The following is a 22,169-nucleotide window of genomic DNA, read 5'->3' as shown; positions in this document are numbered from 1 at the left end:
AATCGTGTCGGAGTGCGGGGGCGCGAGCTACTGCTGCGCCCGCGCCATCTTCAGCGACGCGAAGAACCCGAAGTACGCGATTACCCCCGCGAACATGCAGAGGTAGTACGCCCAGTCCGGGCCGTTCGTCAGGTCGAACAGGAGGTTCACGCCCACGACCCAGGCGACGGCGAACACGAGGTCCGTCAGCATCCCGGATTTCTGCTCGCGGACGGAGTCAATCACACCCATGGTCAGTCCTCCGGCTCGAAGTCAACGACGAGCACTGGCTTCCGAGTGGAGCGCAGCACGCGCTCGGTGACGCTCCCGAGGAGCGCGCGGCGCACGCCGCTGCGGCCGTGGCTGCCGATAACGACGAGGTCGATGTCCTCGTCCTCGGCGTAGTCCGCGACGACCGCGTGCGGCTGGCCGACCCGCACCGATTCGACCACGTCGATACCGCGTTCGGTCGCGGCGTCCGCGACGGCGCGCGTGGCGTCGTTCGCCTTCTCCTCTACTTCCTCCATCTCGCCGAGGTGGCCCTGGCGGATGCGGTCGACCTGTTCAGCACCCAGGCCGAAGCTCACGGCGTCCACGTCGACGACGTAGAGCGCGTGAATCTCGGCGTCGTACTTCTCCGCGAGGTCGACGGCGTGCTCGATAGCGACCTCGGAGACGTCGCTACCGTCGGTCGGGACGAGGATGCGGTCGTACATCACGCGTCACCTCCCTCGACGTCTTCACCGCCGTCCGTGGACATCGCCTCCTCCGCGGACTCCATGCGGTCCATCGGTTCCGGGCTGTGACACTGCCGGACGAGCCGCTTCGTCTCCATGTCCGGCTCCTCCGTCACGAGCGACACGCCGATTGTGACGATGAACACGAGGGGGACCGCGACGAGCGCGGAGCCGATAGCGGGCACCCACTGCGCGAGCGTCGGCCAGATGGTGCTGTCGAGCGACGAGACGTACGTCGGCAGCACTTCATTAATCATCGGGACGGTCCAGACGATGAGCCCCGTGGTCATGCCCGCGAGCGCGCCCTGACGGTTCGTGTTCTCCCACCAGAGACCGAGGAAGAACATCGGGAACAGGACGGCGCCGGCGAGCGAGAACGCGTACGACACGAGCGCCGCGATAGGCGCGGCCGGGTCGAGCGCGGCGAGCGTCGTGATGACGCCGAGCGCGACGATGCTCAGGCGACCGACGAGCACCTGCTGGCGCTGCGTCGCGTCTGGGTTGATGATGTTCGCGTAGATGTCGTGCGAGATGGCGGACGACCCGGCGATGAACAGGCCGGCGATGGTCGCGATGGCGGCCGCGATACCGCCCGCCGCGACGAGACCGACGAACCACGTCGGGAGGTTCGAGAGCTGGGCCGCGAGCACGACGATAACGTCACCGGCTGCGGTCGTCATCCCGGGGTCGCCGTAGACGGCGCCGACCTGATCCCCGTACAGGTCCGTGCCGAACGCGGCGAACGCGGGCGAACTCAGGTAGAGGAGGCAGAGGAATCCGAGCCCCCACACCGTGGACCAGCGCGCGGTGCGCTCGCTGTCGACCGTGTAGAACCGCACGAGGACGTGTGGGAGTCCGCAGGTTCCGACGACGAGGCTGAACGCGGTGGCGATCCAGAGGTAGTAGCTCTCGTGGACGAACGGCTCGCTGAACTCGCTGCTCAGCGCGCTGAACATCTGGCCGTACTCGATGTGCGGCAGAATCGTGGAGTAGCCGTTCACGTATCCGACGGCGTAGAGACCGGCGAGGAACGCGACGATGAGGATGACGTACTGGACGGCCATGTTCTTCGTCGCGCCCATCATGCCGGAGAGGCTCAGGTAGCCGACCGTAATCGCCATCATGAAGACGACCATCGACTGGTAGCCGCTGAGGCCGAAGAGGCCGAGGTCGCCGAAGATGTAGAGGCCGACGAGGCCCATGCCGCGCGCCTGCCCGATGGCGTACACGAACCCGATGAGGAACGTGGTGACGGCGGCGATGGCGCGCGCGGTGTCGGAGTTATAGCGGTCGCCGACGAAGTCGGGCGCGGTGTACTTCCCGAACCGCCGCATCTGGGCGGCCATGAAGATGAGGAGGATGAAGTATCCCGTGGACCAGCCGACGACGAACGCGAGCCCGTAGAACCCGCTCAGTGCGATGAGCGCGGCCATCCCGAGGTAGGACGCTGCACTCATCCAGTTCGCGCCGATGGCCATGCCGTTCTCGATGTTCCCGATGGAGCGTCCGGCGACCCACATTCCCTCGGTGTCGGCGACCTTGAACACGAAGCCGATGACGAGGAACAGCGCGAGCATCGCCAGCACGAGGATGGCGGGCAGGAGCTTGAACGAGACGTCGAGGCCCTCGGGGAGCAGTCCGCTCTGCATCGGCAGGAGGAGACTCATCAGGCGTCACCTCCGTGGCTGATTCCGTACTTCTCGTCGAGCGCGTCGCGGCGTCGCGCGTACCAGAACGAGAGGATGAGCGCGCCGGCGGGCGCGGCGATGGCGACGAGGAAGTAGTGCAGCGGGAAGCCGCCGGGGATGGTCATCGTCATCGTTTCGGGGGCGAGCGCGGTCGCCGTCACCGGCCCGAACACGAGCACGGCCCAGATGACGAACCCCGTCCAGATGATGCGGAGGTGGTCGCGCATGAACTCCGTGCTCGGCTTGAGGAGGTTCACTTCTTCCTCGAGATAGTTCGTCTCCCGGTGGCGTTGCGCCGCGGTGGTGCCGCCGTCGGGAGCGGTCCGTTCGTCGTCCGAATCATGCCTGTTATTTTCTGTCATAGTGTTTCACGTGAAGCTGTGTGAGTTCGCGGGTGGGTGGTGTTAGTTCCGTGCCTGGTCGCGGATCGTCTCGACGATTTCGGGGTTCCTGAGGGTGGACGTGTCGCCGAGCTCCTCGTCGTTCGCCACGTCCTCCAGGAGGCGCCGCATAATCTTCCCGGAGCGCGTCTTCGGGAGTTCGGGCGTGAACACGACGCTCTCGGGCCGCGCGATGGGGCCGATGGCGTCCTCGATACCCGCGACGATGCGCTCGCGGAGGTCGTCGTCGCCCTCGTAGCCGTCCTCCGTGATGACGTACGCGTAGACGGCTTCGCCCTTGATGTCGTGGTCGCCGCCGACCACGGCGGCTTCGGCGACGCCCTCGACGCCGACGATGGCGGACTCGATCTCCATTGTCCCCAGCCGGTGGCCGGAGACGTTGAGCACGTCGTCAACGCGCCCGAGAACGGTGATGTAGCCGTCCTCGTCGATTTTCGCGCCGTCCTCCGGGAAGTACACCCAGTCGTCGGGGTCGTCGCTGTCGGTGTCGGAGTACTCCGCCCAGTACTCGTCGATGTAGCGCTCGTCGTTCTTGTAGAGCGTGCGCAACATCCCGGGCCACGGCTTCCGTACCGTGAGGTAGCCCGCGCGACCGGGTTCTACTTCGTCGCCGTTCGTGTCGACGATGTCGACGTCGAGGCCGGGGAGCGGCGGGCCGGCGCTTCCGGGTTTCATGTCGTTCACGCCCGGGAGCGTGGTTATCATCATCCCGCCGGTCTCGGTCTGCCACCACGTGTCGACGATGGGGCAGTCCTCGCCGCCGATGTGCTTGTAGTACCACTTCCACGCACGCGGGTTGATGGGTTCGCCGACGGTGCCGAGGAGGCGGAGGCTGGACAGGTCGTGCTGCTCGGGGTACTCCGCGCCCCACTTCATGAACGACCGAATCGCGGTCGGCGCGGTGTACAGCTGGGTCGCCTCGTAGTCCTCGATTATCTCCCAGAGCCGGTCGCGCTCGGGGTAGTCGGGCGTCCCCTCGTACATCATCGTCGTCGTCCCGAGCGCGAGCGGGCCGTACACGATGTAGGAGTGACCGGTTATCCAGCCGATGTCCGCGCTACAGAAGTAGGTGTCCTCGGGCTTGATGTCGAGGACGGCCTGACTCGTCCACGCGGCCCACGAGAGGTAGCCGCCCGTGGTGTGTTTCACGCCCTTCGGCTCCCCGGTCGTTCCCGAGGTGTACATCAGGAAGAGCATGTCCTCCGCGTCGCGCTCGACCGGGTCGACCGTCGCGCCCTCGTTGGCGGCGACCACGTCGTCGTAGTCCCGCTGGGTGTCCGTGAGGTCGTGGCCGAAGCCGTCGTCGCCGAGGCGGTCCACGACGACGACGTCCGATACCTCGTGGTCGACGCCGCTGAGGCCCTCGTTCGCCTTGTCGAGGTGGTCGAGCGGGTCGCCGCGGCGGTAGTAGCCGTCGCAGGTCACGAGGTACTCGGAGTCCGCGGCGTTCATCCGGGTGGCGAGCGCGTCGGCGCTGAACCCGGCGAACACGACGGAGTGCGGCGCGCCGATGCGCGCGCAGGCGAGCATCGCGATGGGGAGCTCGGGAATCATCGGCATGTAGAGGGTCACGACGTCGCCCTCGCCGACGCCCATCTCCCGGAGTCCCGCCGCGAACTCGTTGACCTCGCGGTGGAGGTCCTCGTACGTGTACGTGCGGTTCGCCTCGTCGGTCGGTTCGCCGACCCACTCGATGGCGGCCTCGTCGCCGCGCTCGTCGAGGTGGCGGTCGAGGCAGTTCGCCGAGGCGTTCAGGCTGCCGTTCGTGAACCACTCGAAGAATGGTGGGTTCGAGTCGTCTAGCACCTGGTCGTATTCCGAGTTCCAGTCGAGAAGGTCCGCGGCTGCCTCCCAGCACTCGGGCCAGTTCTCCTCGAAGTCGTCGTAGATGGCTTTATCGGAGACGTTCGCTTGTTCGACGAACGTCTCCGGCGGCTCGAATTCCGCCTGCTCTTCGAGGCGCGCTTCCAGTTCGACATCCGTATCGTCGCCTGACATGGTGTAGCGTAATAGTTGATAATAGGGATAAAAAGCACCCCTGCTAATTATCGTAATTCTTCACGGGGAACCGAAGCCGCTCTGTTACGCGTCGTCGGCGAACGCGGCCGTCAGCAACTTTTGCTGGGCCTTCCGCAGGTGGTTGTGGAGCGTCGGCGCCGAGACGTCCATCGCGTCAGCCAACTCCTCCGCCGTGCTCCCCCGCGGCCACTCGAAGTACCCGCCGAAGTAGGCGGCACGCAGGGTCGCGCGCTGTTTCTCCGTCAGGTCTTCCTGCAGCGTCTGCCGGAGGTCGGTCGTCTGCGGTCGGCGCTCAGTCTCGCGCTTCGCATGGAGTTCCACGCCCTCGAAGCGGTCCGTGACGGCCTCGACGACACTGCGCACGTCCACGCCGTTCGGGAAGACGCCGATGAGGGTGGCCTCGCCCGCCTCGACCGAGAGCGACTCCACCGCCCCGCCGCGGTCCACGACAACCCCGGTCGGCGTTCCCCCGGAGACGACGCACTCCAGGTGGGCGCGGTCGCCGTGGTCGCGGATGAGTCGCACGTCCCGCACCCTGTCGTCCCCGTCCGCGTGCGCGAGGATGTCCTCCACGGACGCGTCGCTCGCGGTGACGAAACACAGGAGGTCGCCGTCCTCCACGGGCACCAAGCCCTCCAGGTCGAACGCGCAGTCCAGCTCGCGCGACGCCGCGACGAAGAACGACCCGTGGGTGACGCCGAAGGAGAGTTCGACGCCGGTGTCCGCGACCAGCAGGCGTTTGCGCTCGACCGCGGCGGTCGTCCAGCCGATTCGGCGGCCCGCGTCCACGAGGAACCCGCGCAGTCCCTCGGTGTTCGCGTCCTCGGTGACGGCGCAGAGCACGCCGTGCGGCGTGCCGCTCGACCGTATCGCGCTGGCCGCGACCGACGCGTTCGGCCCCCACCGGTCGGCGTCGAGCGCGCGCTGGGCGAACGCGCCCTGCTCGTCCACGCCGTGGCCGTCGAGCAGCCCGGTCTGCCGCACGCTCTCCCGGACGGTCGCGCGCGCCGTCTCCGCGTCCACGCCCGCGCACTCCCCGAGGTCGCCGTGTTCGTCGCAGGTCCAGACCGCACGGAACGACGGTGCGAGCGCCTCGCAGGCAGCGCGGTCCACTGCGGCCCGCGTCGACACGTCGTCCAGCGCCGCACCCAGCCGCCGCGACGCGCCCGCGAACGCCAGTCTCTCGCCGTCGTCCGCTCCCTCCTCGTCGGTCATCGCGACCGCTATCTCGCGGTCGGTCGGGGTTTCCGTGTACGGTTCGAGGCTGTCGAGGCTCGCCCAGCCGCCGGTCGCGCGCACCACCCGCGGGTCGACGCCGTCGTCGAGGTGTCGTTTCGCGAACCCGCCGCGGAGGTCGCGCGCCGCGGCGTCCGCGAGCCGGTCGTCGCCCGTCGAGGCCCGCGTCGCCACCTCGGAGACGAGCATCTGGAGGCGGCGCGGCGTCACGTCGAACACGCGCTCGTCCGCTTCGATGTCGTTCGCGTTCACGTACCGCTCGAACTCGCGCGCCACGTCGTCGGGAACGTACGCGCGCCGGCCGTCGTTGGGAACGCGCAGGAACGCGTGCGTCCGCCCGTCGAAGGAGCGTTCGGTCCGGTGGCTCGGCTTCACGTCGGCGAGTTCGCCCGACCGGAGGCCGACGCGGCCGCAGAGCGCGACGACGAGCCCCTCCCGGTACGTCCGCGCCGCACGCGCGACGCGCTCGTACTCCTCGGCCGTGAGCGCCCCCGACATACTGTTTCGGAAAACCTCGTTCGACCGAATAAGTGTTGGGGTCGAAACGCCGAAGAAACGCGAGGAGCGGTCGTCAACTGTCGAAGACTCGGGAAGCGGTTTCGCCTTCTCCAGCTAGTCCGAAACGTCGTCGACGATCGATTCGAGTTCGCCGACGATTTCGGGGTTCCGGAGCGCGGACGTGTCCTCGATATCGTCGCCGTTCGTGATGCGTTCGAGGTAGCGCCGCATCAGCTTCCCCGAGCGCGTCTTCGGGAGGTCGGGCGTGAACACGACCACGTCCGGCGCGGCGAACCGCCCGATGGCGTCCGCGACGGCGTCCCGCACCCGTTCGCGGAGCGGGTCGGTCGCGCTGACGTTCTTCCGGGGGCTGACGTACGCGTACAGCGACGTGCCGGCCTCCCCGCCACCGCCGACCACGGCGGCTTCGGCGACGCCGTCGACGCCGACAATGGCGGATTCGATCTCCGCGGTGCCGAGGCGGTGGCCCGCGACGTTCAGAAGGTCGCCGCGCCGGCCGAGCAGTCGGATGTAGCCCGCGTCGTCCACGGTCGCCGTGTCGCCCGTGTCGTACGTCCAGCCCTCTCGAGTCGCCGCTTCGCGTAGCGAGTCCGCCATCCCCGGCCACGGCCGCGTCACCGCGAGCATCCCGGACTCGCCCGAGTCCACGGGGTCGCCGCGCGCGTCTATCACGTCGGCGTCCACGCCCGGAATCGGCGGGCCCGCCGCGCCCGGCCGCATCTCGTCCACGCCCGGTAGCGTCGAGAGGAGGATGCCGCCGGTCTCGGTCTGCCACCAGGTGTCCACTACCGGGCACTCCGCGTTCCCGATGTGTTCGTAGTACCACCACCACGCCGTCTCGTCGATGGGTTCGCCGACGGTGCCGAGGAGGCGGAGGCTGGACAGGTCGTGCTGCTCGGGGTACTCCGCGCCCCACTTCATGAAGGAGTGGATGGCGGTCGGCGCGGTGTAGAACACGTCAACGGCGTTGCGCTCGACGATTTCCCAGATGCGGTTGCGCTCGGGGTGGTCGGGCGCGCCCTCGTACATCACGGTGGTCGCGCCGAGCGCGAGCGGGCCGTACACGATGTAGGAGTGACCCGTAATCCAGCCCACGTCCGCGCTACACCAGTGCGTGTCCTCGTGAGAGAGGTCGAGCACCGTTTCGCTCGTCCACGCGACGTGCGCGAGGTAGCCGCCCGTGGTGTGTTTCACGCCCTTCGGCTCCCCGGTCGTTCCCGACGTGTGGATGACGAACAGCGCGTCGTCCGCGTCCCGCGGCACGGGGTCCACCTCGGCGCCCGCGTGGTCGTCCACGAGGCGGTCGTACGCGTAGTCGCCGTCGAGCGCGCGGCCGTTCCCGAGGCGGTCCGCGACGACCTGCTGGACGGACTGCGGCACCGCGAGCGCGGCGTTGTCCGCCTTCCCCTTCAGGTCGTACGCGGTCCCGCGGCGGTAGTAGCCGTCACACGTCACGAGCAACGTCGAGCCGGTCTGTTCGAGCCGGGTGGCGAGCGCGTCCTTCGAGAACCCCGCGAACACCACCGAGTGCACCGCGCCGATGCGCGCGCAGGCGAGCATCGCGATGGGGAGTTCCGGCACCATCGGGAGGTAGAGTGTCACCACGTCGTCCTCGCCGACCCCGAGGTCGCGGAGCGCGGCCGCGAACGCGTTCACCTCCCGGTAGAGGTCCTGGTAGGTGTACGTCCGCGTCTCCCCGCGCTTGCCCTCCCACTTGATTGCGGCGCGGTTCTTCCGCCCCGCCTCGACGTGGCGGTCCACGCAGTTCGCCGCGGCGTTCAATTTCCCGCCCGCGAACCAGGTCGCGCGGTCGCCGTCGTCGTCCAGTACGTCGTCGTAGTCGTCTAGCCAGTCGAGGCGGTCGCCCGCGGCCGCCCAGCAGTCGGGCCAGTCCGCGTCGAACTCCTCGCGTAGCGAGGCCGCGACGTTCGCGTCCGCCGCGAACGCCTCGGGTGGCGCTACGTCCGCCGGGCGCTCACGCCCGGGTCGTCCATCGTCCATCGTCTCACGTACGGCTTCGGGGCGCGCGCCCATAAGAGTCGCCCCGCCACCGGTGCACCAACGCTTTTGCGTGCGCGCCACCGCGCTTCGAGTATGCAACCCGGAGACGTCGCCGCCGTCGACTCCTGCACGGACATCTATTACGTCGACACCGGTATGTACGACACCGCGGAGTACGGCGCGGTCTACATCGTGGACGCCGAGCGGCCCGCCATCGTGGACACGGGTATCGGCACGAACTACGAGCGCATCCTCGACGCGCTCGACGAGGTCGGAATCGACCGCGAGGACGTCGCGGTCATCGCGCCGACGCACGTCCACCTCGACCACGCGGGCGGCGCGGGACTGCTCGCCGAGGCCTGCCCGAACGCGGACGTGTACGTCCACGAACTCGGCGCGCGCCACCTCGTCGACCCGAGCCGGCTCGTCGCCGGCACGAAGAACGCGGTCGGCGACCAGTGGAAATTCTACGTCGAACCCACGCCCGTCCCCGAAGAACGCGTCGTCGAACTCGCGGACGGTGACACAATCGCCCTCGGCGACCGCGGGCTCGACGTGCACCACGCGCCCGGCCACGCCCCCCACCAGGTCGTGTTCCACGACGACCGCGACGACGCCGTGTTCGTCGCGGACGCCGCCGGTATCTACGTCCCTGCCCTCGACCGCGTCCGCGAGACCAGTCCGCCGTCGAACTTCGACCTCGAACAGTGTCTCGACGACGTGTCGACGATTCGCGGTCTCGACCCCGACACGCTCCTCTACCCGCACTTCGGGCCGGTCGCGGACGACGTGGACGACCGGCTCGCCGGCTACGCGGACACCTTGACCGAGTGGGTTGCGGCGGTCGAGGCGAAGTACGCGGAACTCGGCGACGCGGAGGCGGTCCAGGAGTACTTCGCGGAGAACGCCGACATTTCGGCTGTCTGGGGGTCGCTGAAGGCCACAGAAGAAACCGCGATGAACGTGCGGGGTGTGTTGCGATACCTTAAGCACTCAGAGGACTAACCCCATGATATGAACTGGCAAGACGCCGAGCGGGAGTACGAGGATGAAGTCATCGGCCGAACCACGCTCCCGCGGCTCTTCGAGGACGCCGCGGAGCGGCACGCCGAGCGCCCCGCGCAGGGGTATAAGGGCGGCATCTACGACCGGTCGCTCACCCCGGACGTGCTCCCGGAGGCGCCCGCGGGCGAGTACGCGAACATCACGTACGACGAGATGCGGTCGATAGTCCGGAACCTTGCCGCGGGCTTCCGCGACCTCGGCGTCGGCCCCGACGACCGCGTCGGCGTGTTCGCGCACACCCGGATGGAGTGGGCGCAGACCGACTTCTCGGTGCTCGCCGCGGGCGGCGTCATCACGACCGTCTACCCGAGTTCGAGCGAACGCCAGGTGTCCTACCTCCTCGGCGACTCCGGCGCGACCGGCGTCGTCGTCGAGAACCAGGCGCTCCTGGAGCGCGTGCTCGCCGTGGAGGACGACCTCGACGTGGAGTGGGTGGTGGTGATGGACGAGTTCGAGAGCGACCGCGACGACGTGCACTCGTTCGCCGAGGTCCACGAGCGCGGCCGCGAGACCTACGACGAGGACACCTATCACGGCTGGCTGGACGAGCGCGACCCCGACGACCTCGCGAGCCTCATCTACACGTCCGGGACGACCGGGAAGCCGAAGGGCGTCGAACTCACGCACTGGAACTTCCGCGCGAACGTCAATCAGTGCCGGAAGCGCTTCGGCCCCCGGCCCGACAAGGGCGACGTGCCCGCCATCACTGAGGAGAGCCGTATCGTCTCCTACCTGCCGCTCTCGCACGTTTTCGAGCGGCTCTCGGGTCACTTCCTCCAGTTCGGGAGTGGCGGCCACGTCTGCTACGCGGAGTCCCCCGACACGCTCCAGGAGGACATGGGACTTGTCCGGCCGACGACCGGGACGAGCGTCCCGCGCGTGTACGAGAAGCTCTACGACGCGGTGCGCGAGCAGGCGTCCGATTCCGAGTTCAGCGAGCGCGTGTTCGAGTGGGCGGTCGGCGTCGCGCGCGACCACTACACCGCCGAGACTCCCGGGTTCGTGCTGTCCGCGAAGCACGCGCTCGCGGACAAACTCGTGTACTCGAAGGTCCGGGACGCGCTCGGCGGGAACATCGACTACTTCATCAGCGGCGGCGGCAGCCTCGACCCCCGGCTCGCGCGGGTATTCCACGGCATGGGCCTCCCGATGCTCGAAGGCTACGGACTCACGGAGACCAGCCCCGTTATCTCCGTCAATCCGCCCGAGGACCCGAAGGTCGGAACCATCGGCCCCGTGGTCGTCGACACCGACGTGAAGATAGACGAGTCCGTCGCGACGCCCGAACAGCGCGAACGCGCGGACGGCACCGCCGGCGAACTGCTCGTGACGGGGCCGCAGGTCTTCTCGGGGTACTGGGAACTCCCCGACGAGACCGAGGCGGCGTTCACGGATGAGGGCTACTTCCGCACCGGCGACGTGGTCGACCGCCGCCCCGACGGCTACATCCAGTTCCTCGAACGCGCGAAACAGCTTCTCAAACTCTCCACGGGGAAGAACGTCGCACCCGGCCCCATCGAGGACGCGTTCGCGCAGAGCCCGCTCGTCGAGCAGGTGATGGTCGTCGGGGACGACCGGAAGTTCGTCGGCGCGGTCGTCGTGCCGAACGTCGAGGGCGTCCGGAAGTGGGCGGACCGCGAGGGCATCGACGTCCCCGATTCGCCCGCGGAACTCTGCCGGGACGACCGCGTGCACGAGCGCATCCAGCGGGAGGTCGACGATGTGAACGAGGAGTTCGAGGACTTCGAGACTATCAAGCGATTCGTCCTCGTCCCCGAGGAGTTCACGGAGGAGAACGAGATGCTCACGCCGTCGCTGAAGAAGAAACGCCGGAACATCGAGGCGCGCTACGAGGACGAGATCGACTCCCTCTACGAGTAGCGCGCTCGCAGCAGAATCCTCCGATTATGTGTGGTTTTAGCGTGAGAAAATTGTGGGCCTAAACATTCTACTGAGAGAAAACGCGTGCTTTTATGACGGTCCGGCATATGTTTTCGAGTAGTGTCAGGGTCGGAAGTCATTCCACTGGTCGCGGCGATCATCGCGCTCGGCGTCGGGTCGCAGATACTCTCCGATAAGTTCCAGGTGCCGAGCGTGCTGTTCCTCATCCTCGCCGGCATCGCGATGGGGCCGGAAGGAGCCGGACTCATCACGCCGAGCGCTCTCGGCCTCGACGCGCTCTCAGCCATCGTCGGTCTCTCGGTGGCCATCATCGTCTTCGAGGGCGCGTTCCACCTGAAGTGGGAGAAACTCCGGGAGGCGCCCGGGGAGACCTTACGACTCGTGACTATCGGCGCGGCCATCGCGCTCGTCGGCACGTCGGTCGCCGTCCACTTCCTGCTCGGCGCGGCGTGGGACCTCTCCTTCCTCATCGGCGCGCTGCTCGTCGCGACGGGGCCGACGGTTATCACGCCGATACTCGAAGTCGTTCCCGTCCGCGACCGCGTCGGCGCGGCGATGGAGACCGAGGGCGTCGTCAACGACGTGACGGCCGCCATCCTCGCCATCGTCGTGTTCGAGGTCGTGAACCCGAGTCACGCCACGATGGGGCTCGTGCAGTCGTTCGCGTCCCGACTCGGCGCCGGCATCGCCATCGGTGTGCTCGTCGCCGGTGTCGTCTGGTACCTCCTCCGGCACGTCGACCTCTCCGCGGGCGGCGCGGTGCAGAACGCCCGCCTGCTCGTGCTCGCCGGTGCGCTCGTCGCGTACGCGGCGGCTAACTCCCTCTTCTCCGAGGCCGGCATCGCCGCGGTCGCGACCGCCGGCATCATCCTCGGGAACGCCGACCTCCCCTACGAGGAGGAAATAGAGACCTTCAAGGGCGACATCACGCTCATCGTGCTGTCGTTCGTCTTCATCGCGCTCGCCGCGCTCCTCCAGTTCGAGGACCTCCTCCGACTCGGCCTCGGCGGCCTCGGCGTCGCCGTCCTCGTCGCGGTCGTCATCCGGCCGATCGCCGTGTTCGCGTCCACGTTCGGCGACCGGTACACCGTCTCCGAGCGCGCGTTCATGAGCGCGGTCGGCCCGCGCGGCATCATTCCCGCGTCCGTCGCGACCCTGTTCGCCGTCCAACTGCAGAACGCCGGACAGGACGCCGCGGCGAGCACGCTCGTCGGCACTGTCTTCCTCGTCATCCTCCTCACGGTCGTCCTCGAAGGCGGCCCGGCCCGGCAGTTCGCGGAACTACTCGACATCATACCCATGCGCGTCATCATTGTCGGCGGCGGCACCGTCGGTCGAGCGCTCGCGGAGCGCCTCGAAGACCGCGGTGAGAACGTCGTCATCATCGAATCGGACGAATCGGTAATCGAAATCGCACGCAACGAAGGCTTCACCGTCCACCAGGGCGACGGCACCGACACCGACGTCCTCCGGAAGGCCGGCGCCGAGAAGGCCAAAATCATGGTCGCCGCGACCGGTGACGACGACGCGAACCTCCTCGTCAGCCAGCTCGCGGACTCCAAGTTCGACATCGAGACCGTCATCGCTCGCGCGAACAACCCGGACAACGTTGACGCGTTCGAAGACCTCGGCGTCCGCACCGTCTCCAGTTCGATGGCGACCGCGTGGGGGATCGACAATCTCATCGAACGCCCCGCGCTCGCGAACTGGATGACCGAAATCGGCCGCTCGGGCGACGTGCAGGAGATTGAGGTCACCGCGGACGACCTCGTCGGCATGACCATCGACGAACTCGACGAGGCACTCCCGAACGGCTGCATCATCGCGCTCGTCGGCCGCGGCGGCGAGAACGAGGTACCGGAACGCGACCGCACCCTCCAGAAGGGCGACCACCTCACCTTCCTCGGCCGGAAGGAGGCCGTGCGGGAGGCGCTCGACATGTGCCACCCCCGCGAGTAACCCTAGTTTTAGGACATCCCTCTCGTTCACTGTAGGTAGTGTCAGACGCCCTCGCGCGAGCGCTCACGCGAGTCTCGCCCGGCGACCGCGCACACGCCACCACCGACAGCGAGCGCTACACCGCCGTCGTCACCACTACTACTCACGACGACGCGGGCGTCCGCGTCGCCGCCGTCCCCGAAACCGGCGACGAGTGGCTCGAACTCCGCGCGACCCGCACTGCCGACGAGTGGGCGCAACCGACCGTCCACCGACTCCAGCACCCCGAGGACGACTGGACGGAACTCGGCCGACTCGTCACGCTCGACCTCGAGTAGAAAAGCCGCTCGCGGTGCGAGCGGTGAGTTACTCGCGCTTGAAGGTGATCGCCGCGCCCTGGCGCGAGTACCTTTTTCCGCGTCGGATTTCCTCGCGTCGCTGCGCTCGCTGCGGGAACCACTCGCACAAAAAGCTACGTGAAAAAGCCGCTCGCGGTGCGAGCGGTGAGTTACTCGCGCTCGAACGTGATCGCCGCGCCCTGGCCGAAGCCGACGCAGAGCGTCGCGAGTCCCTTCTTCGCGTCGCGTTTCTGCATCTCGTGGATGAGCGTGACGGGCAGGCGTGCGCCGGACGCGCCAAGCGGGTGACCGATGGCGATCGCGCCGCCGTTCACGTTGAACTTATCGTCGTCAACGCCGAGTTTGCGCTGGCTGTAGAGCGTCTGGGACGCGAACGCCTCGTTCAGTTCCACGAGGTCGAACTCCTCGATGTCCTCGCCGGTGCGCTCGAGGAGGCCCTGCGTCGCGGGAACGGGACCGACGCCCATGATGGTGGGGTCGACGCCCGCGACGTTGTTGTCGCCGACGTACGCGAGGATGTCGAGGTCGTGTTCCTCCGCGAACTCCTCGCTCGTGACGAGCGTCGCGGACGCGCCGTCCGAAATCTGGCTCGCGTTCCCGGGCGTGACCGTGCCGTCGCTCTTGAACACGGTGGGGAGGCCGCCGAGCGTTTCGAGGTCCGTGTCGGGACGGATTCCCTCGTCCTCGGTGACCAGACCGTCCTCCGTCTCGACGGGCACGATTTCGTCGTCGAACCGGCCGGACTCGGTGGCTTCCGCGGCGCGCTGGTGGCTGCGCAGCGCGTACTCGTCCTGTTCCTCCCGGGAGACGTCGAACTCCTCGGAGACTTTCTCCGCGGTCATCCCCATCTGGAGGTCGGGGACGTTGTACTTCTCGCCGAGTTCCGGGTGGAGGTGGCTGTAGGAGTCGCCGCCCATCGGGACGCGACTCATGTTCTCCACGCCGCCCGCGATGATGGCGTCGCGCTGGCCCGCGCGGACCGCGTCGCTCGCGCTGATGACGGCCTGCATCGAGGACGCACACCAGCGGTTGATGGTGGTTGCGGGCGTGTTCTCTCCGAGTTCGGAGAGCAGCGCGATGACGCGCGCGACGTTGTTGTCCTGTTCGGTGCGCTGCTGCGCGACGCCCCACATCAGGTCGTCGATGTGCTCGGAGTCGAGCCCGGTCTCGTCGAGGATGTGGTCGATGAGCGTCACCGAGAGGTCTTCGCTACGCGTGTCCGCGAACACGCCGTCCTCTTTGCCCTGCGGCGTTCGGACGGCCTTCGCGACGACTGGCGTGGGCATTTCTCCCATACCGTCGTCTCGCGCCCACAGGGCCTTAAGCCTGCCACAACGGGCCGTGCGTTCCGAGACGTTTTTTCACCCGGCCGCGAGCGGAGAGGACAAACGGTTTATCGGGCGCCGCGTTACGCGAACCCATGCGTCGGTCCCTCCGTCGGTTCGCCCGCCCACTTCCCGCCCTCCTCGCCGTGAGCGTGCTCGCGCTCGCCGTCCGGCTCTACGAGCTCGGCCACCGGGTCGCCCACCAGGACGAGGCCCGCGTCGCGGACTGGATTCTCCAGTACATGGCGATGGGGACCTGGGAGTACCGCCCGATCATCCACGGGCCGTTCCTCCCGCACGCGAACGGCGTCCTGTTCGACCTCCTCGGTCCCTCCGACTTCGTGATGCGCCTCCTCCCCGCGCTCGCGGGCGCGCTCCTCCCGCTCTGCGCGCTCCTCTACCGCACCCGGTTGCGGGACGACGAGACGATAGCGCTCGGCGTCCTGCTCGCCGCGAACCCCCTCCTCCTCTACTACAGCCGGTTCATGCGGAACGACCTCCTGCTCGCCGCGGTGATGTTCGCCGCCGTCGGCTGTTTCGTCCGCGCGTGGGACACCAGGCGCCTGCGCTGGCTCCCAGTCGCCGCCTTCCTCTTCGGTCTCGGGTTCACGATGAAGGAGAACGGCCTGCTCTACCCGGTCGCGTGGCTCGGCGCGCTCGCGCTCGTCGCGGACGCCCGCGTCGTCACCGGCGACCGGGGCTGGGTCGGCCGCGCCGTCGCCGGCACGCGCCGCGTCTACCGCTGGCTCCTCGGGCTGGTGGACGTGCTCGCCGGCGGCCCCCGCGAACCCGACCACGGCCTCGTCGCGCACGTCGTCGGCGGCCTCCGCGCCGCCATCCGGAACCCCGTGGTGCGGTACGTCCCGCTCGCCGTCTTCCTCGTCGCGGAAGCCCTGCTCGTCGCCGTCCTGTTCTACGCGCCGAAACCCGACGTCTGGACCGCGCTCGCCGGCGGCCGCCCCCTCATTCCCGTCCTCCACGAAGCGACCGTGGGCGTGTGGTTCGAGTTCATCGGGACGTGGGGCGGCGCGAGCATGCACGCACACTCCACCGTCCAGTTCCTCGGCCAACTCCTCGAAATCACCATCGTCGGTGCGCCCTCGCTCCTCCCGCTCGCCGTCGTCGGGTTCGTCGCCGACCGCTACACTGGCCGCTCGCCCCGCGACCTCGTCGCCTTCTGCGCGTACTGGGGGTTCGCGTCGGTCTTCGGGTACGCGGCCATCACGGACATCCTCGCCGGGTGGACGGCGGTTCACGTGGTCGTTCCGCTCGCCGTCCCCGCCGCCGTCGCGCTCGCCGCGCTCTACCGAATGGGCCGTGAGGCGTTCGCCACCGACCGCCCGTCGCTCGCCGCGGGCGTCGTCGCCGCGCTCACGCTCAGCGCCGTGATGACCGGCGGCGTCGCGGCCGGCGCGTCCTTCGCGCACGACCAGTCGACGGAGAACCCGCTCGTTCAGTACGCCCAGCCCGGCGGCGACATGAAGCCGGTCCTCCACGACATCCGCGACGTGTCGCAGTCGAACGACGGCGTGGACGTGCTGTTCTACGGCGACGAGTTCCACAATCCCACCGGGAGCCAGGAGTTCACCATCAACGACTGGGACGTCCCCGGTGACGCGGGTGGCGCGTACCCCGGGTGGTTCGCGCGCCTCCCCCTCCCGTGGTATCTCGACCAGTACGGCTCGAACGTCTCTAGCGTCCAGTCCGTCACCGAGTTCCCCGACACCCCGCCGCCCGTCGTCATCACGCTCGACCGCGAGAGCGACGACATCGAGTCCCGCCTCGACGGGTACGCGCGCTACACGTTCCCCCGCTACCTCACGTCCGGCCACGGCGACCTCGCCATCTACGTCCGCACGGACGCCTAGCGGGCGTCGCGGCCGCGCGTCCGGTCACCCAAAGACCTACGTGTGCTTCGCGCTCGTGTCAGCACATGTCAAAACGCCGCCCTGAACCGGCCGATACGAAGGTTGTCGGCGACCGCATCGTCGCACAGGTACTCGACATCATCGTCCTCCTGGTGGCCGCCATCGCCGGCTTCCTGGTGTTCGCGCAGGTCTCGGAAGCCCTCGCTATCCTCTACGTCGTCGTGCTCTACCCGCTCTACGGCACGCTGCTGGAGGGCTACTCTACGGACAGACGCTCGGAAAGATGGCGGCTGACATCCGGGTCGTGGACGAGAACGGCAGTGAGGCGTCCGTCGGACAGGCGTTCGTGCGGAACCTCCCCGCGATATTCAACCTCGGCGTCCTGTCGCTGCTCGTCGCGCTCGCGATGATGGCGTCGACCGACCGCAGACAGCGCCTCTTCGACACGCTCGCCGGCACCGTGGTCGTGGACGCGACCTACCGCTACTGACACCTGTTCGCTCGGCGACGGTCTTAAGCGGGTCGCACGGCAAGGGTATGCGATGAGCGAAAGGGCGCTCGACGTCATCGAAGTTCTCCTCACTGCCCGCGTCTACGGGCGCACACCGAGTCTCGACGAGGACGACCTCCCGCCGCACCTGCGGGAGGCGTTCTGGGCCGAGGACGGCGTGCCGGACTCACCGACGGTGAACGAGGAAACCGTCACCGAGGCCACGGGAATCACCGAGCCGTGGGGGGAGATTTCGGGACTGATGTTCACCGACCGCGACACCTTCAGCGGGCGGCTGAACCTCGTGAACGACGACATGGCGCGCGAGTGGTACGACGAGCGGGCTGACGCGGACCGACTGAACCGGAACCCGGCGCTCGCGCACGAGTTCGAGGACCGCGAGGGCGTGGACTACGAGGCCGCGCGCGAGGAGAACCGGCCGGTTCGCGCGGACCCGCAGTGGATAGACGGCTTGCTCGCGGAGTTCTTCGACGAGGAGGACGAGGAGATGCTCGACCTCGTGGAGGTCCGCGCACCCGCCGAAATCGACGTGACGATGGACGACCTCGTGCTCACGCCCGAGCAGGAGGCCGAAATCGGGAAGGTCGGGAAGGCGATCGAACACCGCGACTTCCTCGCCGAGGTCGGCCTGTACGAAATCGGGAAACTCCTGTTCGTCGGGCCGCCGGGCACGGGGAAGACGTCGACGGCGAAGGCGCTCGCACACAGTCTCGACCTCCCGTTCGTCGAAGTGAAACTGTCGATGATTACGAGTCAGTACCTCGGCGAGACGGCGAAGAACGTCGATAAGGTGTTCGAGGTGGCGCGCCGGCTCTCCCCGTGCATCTTCTTCATCGACGAGTTCGACTTCGTCGCGAAAACCCGGAGTTCGGACGAGCACGCGGCCATCAAGCGCGCCGTCAACACCCTCCTGAAGAGCATCGACGAGATCAGCCTGATTCGGGACGAGGTTCTCCTCATCGGCGCGACGAACCACCCGGACGACCTCGACTCGGCCGTGTGGCGGCGCTTCGACGAGATTCTCGCGTTCCCGAACCCGTCGGAGTCGATGCGGGCGGACATCCTCCGCCTCATCACGCACGACATGGAGATCGAGAACTTCGACCCCGAGGAGATTGCGGCGGAGACCGACGGTCTCACGGGAAGCGACCTCCGTCTCGTGATGCGCGAAGCCGTGCTGGACGCGCTCACCGAGGACCGGACGACGCTGACGCAGGCGGACTTGCTCGGTGCAGTCCAGCAGTTCGAGGAGCGCGACCACCTCCGGAACCTCGACAACCTCGAGGACGCGCTCACGCACAGCGACTCCAGCGAGGGCGAGGACGCGGAGGAATCGCAGGGCGAACACGACCCCGTCCACACGCACTAGATGCGCGTCACGCTTCTCGGAACGGGCGACACGACCGGCACGCCGACGCCGGGGTGTGACTGCGACACCTGCCTGGAAGCGCGTGCGCGCGGCGTGGAACGCACTCGGTTCTCGGTGCACGTCGAGAACGAGCGCACCGGCGAGAGTCTGCTTATCGACGCGAGCCCCGACTTCCGCCAGCAGTTCCTCACGCACGACGTGCCCCTCCCGGACGAAGCGGTTGTGACGCACGTGCACTTCGACCACCTCGACGGCCTCGGGAACGCGTACCGACTGGTCGACCGGCTGCCCGTGCACGCGACGAACGAACGCGACCCCAAGACCGACCAGTCGGTCGCGGGAACGGTGCGGGAGAAGTACGACTACCTCGACCCCGTCACCGTCCACGGGCACGCGCCCGCGGAGACCTTCACGGCCGCGGGGTTCGACGTGACGCTCGTTCCGGTCGACCACCCGCCGCTCGTCTGTTACGGCGTCGTCGTGCAGGACCCCGAGACGGGTGCGAAACTCTCGCTCACGGGCGACACGACGTACGACGTGCCCACGAAGTCACGGGACGCGCTGCGGGACGCCGACCTCCTGCTCGCGGACGCCATCGTCCCGGCCGCGCTCTGCGACCACCACCCGATCGGCGGCCGTCACGAGGACAGCGACGGGATTCCGCGGACGTTCGGCACGAAGCACATGACGCAGGAGGGCGCGCTCGCCCTGGCGGACGAACTCGACGCCGACGAAACCCGATTGGTCCACGTCTCGCACTTCTATCCCGCCGACGAGGCGTTCTGCGACCCGCTCGCGGTGGACGGCGAACAGTACGAACTCTAGCGGGACGCGCCGACCGCGAACCCGAGGTAGGCGAGTCCGAGGCCGAGGAGGGCGGGCGCGTACGCGAACCCCCGCGCGGCGAACGCGATGCCGAACGCGCCGATCGTCGCGATGGCCGTGAACCCGGCGGCGGCGGTGTCGCCGGACGTGCCGAACACCGCGGGGTGGTCGAGCGCGACGAAGACGAGGGCGGCGTACGTGGCGAACAGGCCGGCGAGTAGCATCGGCTGGGTGTGCGCGGTGTCGAGCGCGCCAGCGCCGGCCGCGAGCGCTCCACAGATGGCCGCGAGGACCACGCGACCCCGCCGCGAGGACCGCTCCCCCGCTGTCATTACGAGACTCATGCGCGAGAACAGAACACTCTCGGGCATAAAACTTTAGCAGGAACTCCTATCAACTGAAACGGTCGAGTCCCGTCTGCGTTCGCTTCTCGCCCGCATCCGGCGTCCACGCCGTTCGGGCCGCGCGTTCCCCGTCGAGGTCGGCGTCCGGCGCGTCCCCGGACTGGTAGCCCGGACAGTCCGGACCGCACTCGCTTGCCGCGTCCACTAGTCGGCGCTTGAACGCGCAGTGCGGGAGCGTCTCCGCGCCGGCCTCCGCTCCGAGTTCGCTCTCCGCGCACGCCGGGAGGTCGTACGTCCGCCACCCCTTCCCGAACGCGCGCTCCGCCAGCCGTCGGCGCTTCTCCGCCTTCTCGCCGGGCGACGCGAACGCGACCCTCGTTTCGAGTCCGCGCTCCTCCAGGAGTTCCACGCCCGGCGCGGACGGGTCGAGCGGCGTCGGCTCCCGTACGACCTCGATTGGGTCGTCGCGCTCGAAATCCACGCGCCACACCCCGACTTCCGGTGGAATCCGGTTCAGGTGCGCACGCGTCACGTACGACTCCGTCGCCAACACCACCTCGTCCACGAGGCCGAGCGCGGCGTCGTGCCGGAGTTGGAAGTCGAGGTCGCCGGGCGTCCCGAGGTCGGGTTTGTTCTCGATACCCACGAGTCGGCCGAACCAGCTCTCGGGGTAGCGCGCGACCTGCCGCACGACCCGCTGCCCGCTCTTCCGGTCGAGTTCGAGGAACCCGGCGTCCGCACCGGCCTCCGCCAGCCGATTGGCGCGCTCCGGCGGTCCGTCGAACGCCGCGCTCACGCGCCGCCACCGTCCCACGCCCACGTCCGCGTTCAGTACGCCCGGGGGGATTTCGTCCGGTGTCAGCGCCACGCGCTCGTCGAACTGCGGGCCGGGCGCGACCGTCACCACGTCGAGAATTCGGTTTCCGGTACCGTGGACGCTCGCGCCGAGCTGTCGGCTCACGACGTCCTCGCGGGATTCGAGGTGCGCGCAGAGCTGGAGTTCGAACGCGAACTCGCGCATGGGTACGGGAGGGTGTCGTCGCGGAAAAGCTAGTCGGCGATGACCGCGGCCGCGGCGCCGCCGAGCACCATCGGGAAGAGGTAGGTGGCGACGCGGTGGACGAGCGCCGCGGCGGCGACGACGCCCGCCGGAACCGGCGTGAGGGTGGCGACGACGAGCACGAGGAGGGCTTCGAGGCCGCCGAGACCGCCGGGGATAGGGACGACGGCGGCGAGGTCGCCGACGGGGATGGCGACCAGCGCGACGACGAACGGTATCGCGTACCCGAGCGCGTAGAGCGAACTCCAGAGGGACGCGGCGAGCGCGAGCCAGCCGAGCGCGGAGAACGCGATTGCGAGCAGGAGACCGCGGCGGTCCGCGGCGACGCGGTCGATGGCGGCGAAGAACTCCGCGACCCGCGCCTCCACGGCGGCCGCGTCCGGAGTGCTGAGTCGCGGGACGACGCGGCCGACGAGGCGAGCGACGGGCGCGACGGCGCGGGCGACGCCGCGCTCGACGCGGTCGCGGTTCGTCCACCCGAGATAGACGAGGACGGGCAGGCCGACCGCGAGCACGGCGACGGCGGCGGCGACCAACGTGAGCTGGTCGCCGAGCGTCGCGGTCGCGGCGAGGTAGCCGAACCCGGCGACGCCGAGCGTGAGCGACGGGACGAAGTGGAGGGCGTCGACGCTTGAAATCGCCGCGAACCCCGTGCCGTACTCCACGTCCGTCTCCCGCGAGATGAGGTACGCGCTGAACGGCTCGCCGCCGGCCTGCCCGAACGGCGTGACGTTGTTCGCGAACGCCGTGGAGGCGTACACCGCGACCGCGCGCGGCACGCTCACGTCCCGGCCGAGCACGCGGAGGACGGTGCGGAGGCTGAGCGCCCACGCGACCAGCCAGCAGGCCGCCGCCGCGACGACGAGCAGGAGGCGGCGCGGCCGCGCCCGCGAGAGAGCGTCCACGACGGTTCCGACGCCGACGACCCACAGCAGGAGACCGGTGACGACGCCTCCCGCGAGGAAGCCGACGACAACCGACCTGGTTTCGACGGGTGTGTCCACGCCCCCGACTGGGGACGGC

Annotated in this window: 18 protein-coding genes and 1 pseudogene; 8 read left to right on the top strand and 11 right to left on the bottom strand. The window is 68.6% G+C overall.

What is annotated here, in order from left to right:
• Positions 1-27: 27 nt before the first annotated feature.
• The 7 genes from U3A55_RS05725 to U3A55_RS05695 form a co-directional block, all read right to left on the bottom strand.
• Entirely contained in the window at positions 28-225 is a 198-nt protein-coding gene (locus U3A55_RS05725; protein WP_442978280.1) for a hypothetical protein, read from the bottom strand.
• A gap of 8 nt (positions 226-233) precedes the next feature.
• On the bottom strand, positions 234-695 hold the full coding sequence (locus tag U3A55_RS05720; protein ID WP_330990513.1) for a universal stress protein: 462 nt from the start codon (positions 693-695) through the stop codon (positions 234-236).
• Positions 695-2,383, bottom strand: coding sequence for a sodium:solute symporter family transporter (locus U3A55_RS05715; RefSeq protein WP_330990512.1), 1,689 nt, complete (start codon positions 2,381-2,383; stop codon positions 695-697). Before U3A55_RS05715 ends, U3A55_RS05720 begins: the two co-directional genes overlap by 1 nt.
• Positions 2,383-2,766: a DUF4212 domain-containing protein gene (locus tag U3A55_RS05710; protein WP_330990511.1), complete on the bottom strand. Its 384-nt coding sequence runs from the start codon at positions 2,764-2,766 to the stop codon at positions 2,383-2,385. The genes U3A55_RS05715 and U3A55_RS05710 overlap by 1 nt, the downstream gene beginning before the upstream one ends.
• 42 nt (positions 2,767-2,808) lie before the next feature.
• Positions 2,809-4,803, bottom strand: a complete 1,995-nt coding sequence (gene acs, locus U3A55_RS05705; protein WP_330990510.1) for an acetate--CoA ligase — start codon at positions 4,801-4,803, stop codon at positions 2,809-2,811.
• A gap of 84 nt (positions 4,804-4,887) precedes the next feature.
• Positions 4,888-6,558 carry a bacterio-opsin activator domain-containing protein gene (locus tag U3A55_RS05700; RefSeq protein ID WP_330990509.1) on the bottom strand — a complete coding sequence of 557 codons (1,671 nt, stop codon included), beginning with the start codon at positions 6,556-6,558 and terminating at the stop codon, positions 4,888-4,890.
• Between the two features lie 114 nt (positions 6,559-6,672).
• A complete protein-coding gene (locus U3A55_RS05695; protein ID WP_330990508.1) occupies positions 6,673-8,580 on the bottom strand; it encodes an acetate--CoA ligase in 1,908 nt (635 codons plus the stop codon).
• Positions 8,581-8,673: 93 nt separating this feature from the next.
• On the opposite strand from U3A55_RS05695, the gene U3A55_RS05690 reads away from it, so the two are divergent.
• The 4 genes from U3A55_RS05690 (at position 8,674) to U3A55_RS05675 (ending at position 13,823) form a co-directional block, all read left to right on the top strand.
• Positions 8,674-9,585 (top strand): MBL fold metallo-hydrolase, encoded by a 912-nt coding sequence (locus U3A55_RS05690; protein WP_330990507.1) that lies wholly within the window; start codon positions 8,674-8,676, stop codon positions 9,583-9,585.
• A gap of 9 nt (positions 9,586-9,594) precedes the next feature.
• Positions 9,595-11,526 carry an AMP-dependent synthetase/ligase gene (locus tag U3A55_RS05685; RefSeq protein ID WP_330990506.1) on the top strand — a complete coding sequence of 644 codons (1,932 nt, stop codon included), beginning with the start codon at positions 9,595-9,597 and terminating at the stop codon, positions 11,524-11,526.
• 120 nt (positions 11,527-11,646) lie between these two features.
• The gene (locus U3A55_RS05680; RefSeq protein ID WP_330990505.1) at positions 11,647-13,506 is read left to right on the top strand and encodes a cation:proton antiporter domain-containing protein; all 1,860 of its coding nucleotides are present in this window, start codon (positions 11,647-11,649) and stop codon (positions 13,504-13,506) included.
• A gap of 38 nt (positions 13,507-13,544) precedes the next feature.
• Positions 13,545-13,823: a hypothetical protein gene (locus tag U3A55_RS05675; RefSeq protein WP_330990504.1), complete on the top strand. Its 279-nt coding sequence runs from the start codon at positions 13,545-13,547 to the stop codon at positions 13,821-13,823.
• Between the two features lie 170 nt (positions 13,824-13,993).
• Here the strand turns inward: U3A55_RS05675 and U3A55_RS05670 are convergent, their stop codons facing one another.
• Complete coding sequence (locus U3A55_RS05670; RefSeq protein ID WP_330990503.1) at positions 13,994-15,139, bottom strand: thiolase family protein; 1,146 nt, start codon at positions 15,137-15,139, stop codon at positions 13,994-13,996.
• A gap of 125 nt (positions 15,140-15,264) precedes the next feature.
• Here U3A55_RS05670 and U3A55_RS05665 point away from each other — a divergent pair, with 125 nt between their 5' ends.
• From U3A55_RS05665 to U3A55_RS05650, 4 genes and pseudogenes are all read left to right on the top strand, one after another.
• Positions 15,265-17,037 carry a flippase activity-associated protein Agl23 gene (locus U3A55_RS05665; protein WP_330990502.1) on the top strand — a complete coding sequence of 591 codons (1,773 nt, stop codon included), beginning with the start codon at positions 15,265-15,267 and terminating at the stop codon, positions 17,035-17,037.
• Between the two features lie 274 nt (positions 17,038-17,311).
• Positions 17,312-17,527, top strand: a pseudogene (locus U3A55_RS05660) (RDD family protein); the annotation flags it as partial.
• A gap of 52 nt (positions 17,528-17,579) precedes the next feature.
• The gene (locus U3A55_RS05655) at positions 17,580-18,917 is read left to right on the top strand and encodes an ATP-binding protein (protein WP_330990501.1); all 1,338 of its coding nucleotides are present in this window, start codon (positions 17,580-17,582) and stop codon (positions 18,915-18,917) included.
• On the top strand, positions 18,918-19,742 hold the full coding sequence (locus tag U3A55_RS05650) for an MBL fold metallo-hydrolase (RefSeq protein ID WP_330990500.1): 825 nt from the start codon (positions 18,918-18,920) through the stop codon (positions 19,740-19,742).
• On the opposite strand, the gene U3A55_RS05645 is transcribed toward U3A55_RS05650, so the two are convergent.
• The 3 genes from U3A55_RS05645 to U3A55_RS05635 are packed head-to-tail and all read right to left on the bottom strand — an operon-like array spanning position 19,739 to position 22,150.
• Complete coding sequence (locus U3A55_RS05645) at positions 19,739-20,086, bottom strand: hypothetical protein (protein ID WP_330990499.1); 348 nt, start codon at positions 20,084-20,086, stop codon at positions 19,739-19,741. The genes U3A55_RS05650 and U3A55_RS05645 overlap by 4 nt on opposite strands.
• Before the next feature lie 49 nt (positions 20,087-20,135).
• Positions 20,136-21,107, bottom strand: a complete 972-nt coding sequence (locus U3A55_RS05640; RefSeq protein ID WP_330990498.1) for a DUF5787 family protein — start codon at positions 21,105-21,107, stop codon at positions 20,136-20,138.
• A gap of 29 nt (positions 21,108-21,136) precedes the next feature.
• Positions 21,137-22,150, bottom strand: a complete 1,014-nt coding sequence (locus U3A55_RS05635; RefSeq protein ID WP_330990497.1) for a lysylphosphatidylglycerol synthase transmembrane domain-containing protein — start codon at positions 22,148-22,150, stop codon at positions 21,137-21,139.
• Positions 22,151-22,169 lie beyond the last annotated feature (19 nt).

The organism is Salarchaeum sp. III (genome assembly GCF_036418315.1).
Taxonomy (GTDB): domain Archaea; phylum Halobacteriota; class Halobacteria; order Halobacteriales; family Halobacteriaceae; genus Salarchaeum.
Note: the sequence above shows the minus strand (reverse complement) of the source record. Positions and strands in the feature narration are given on the sequence as shown.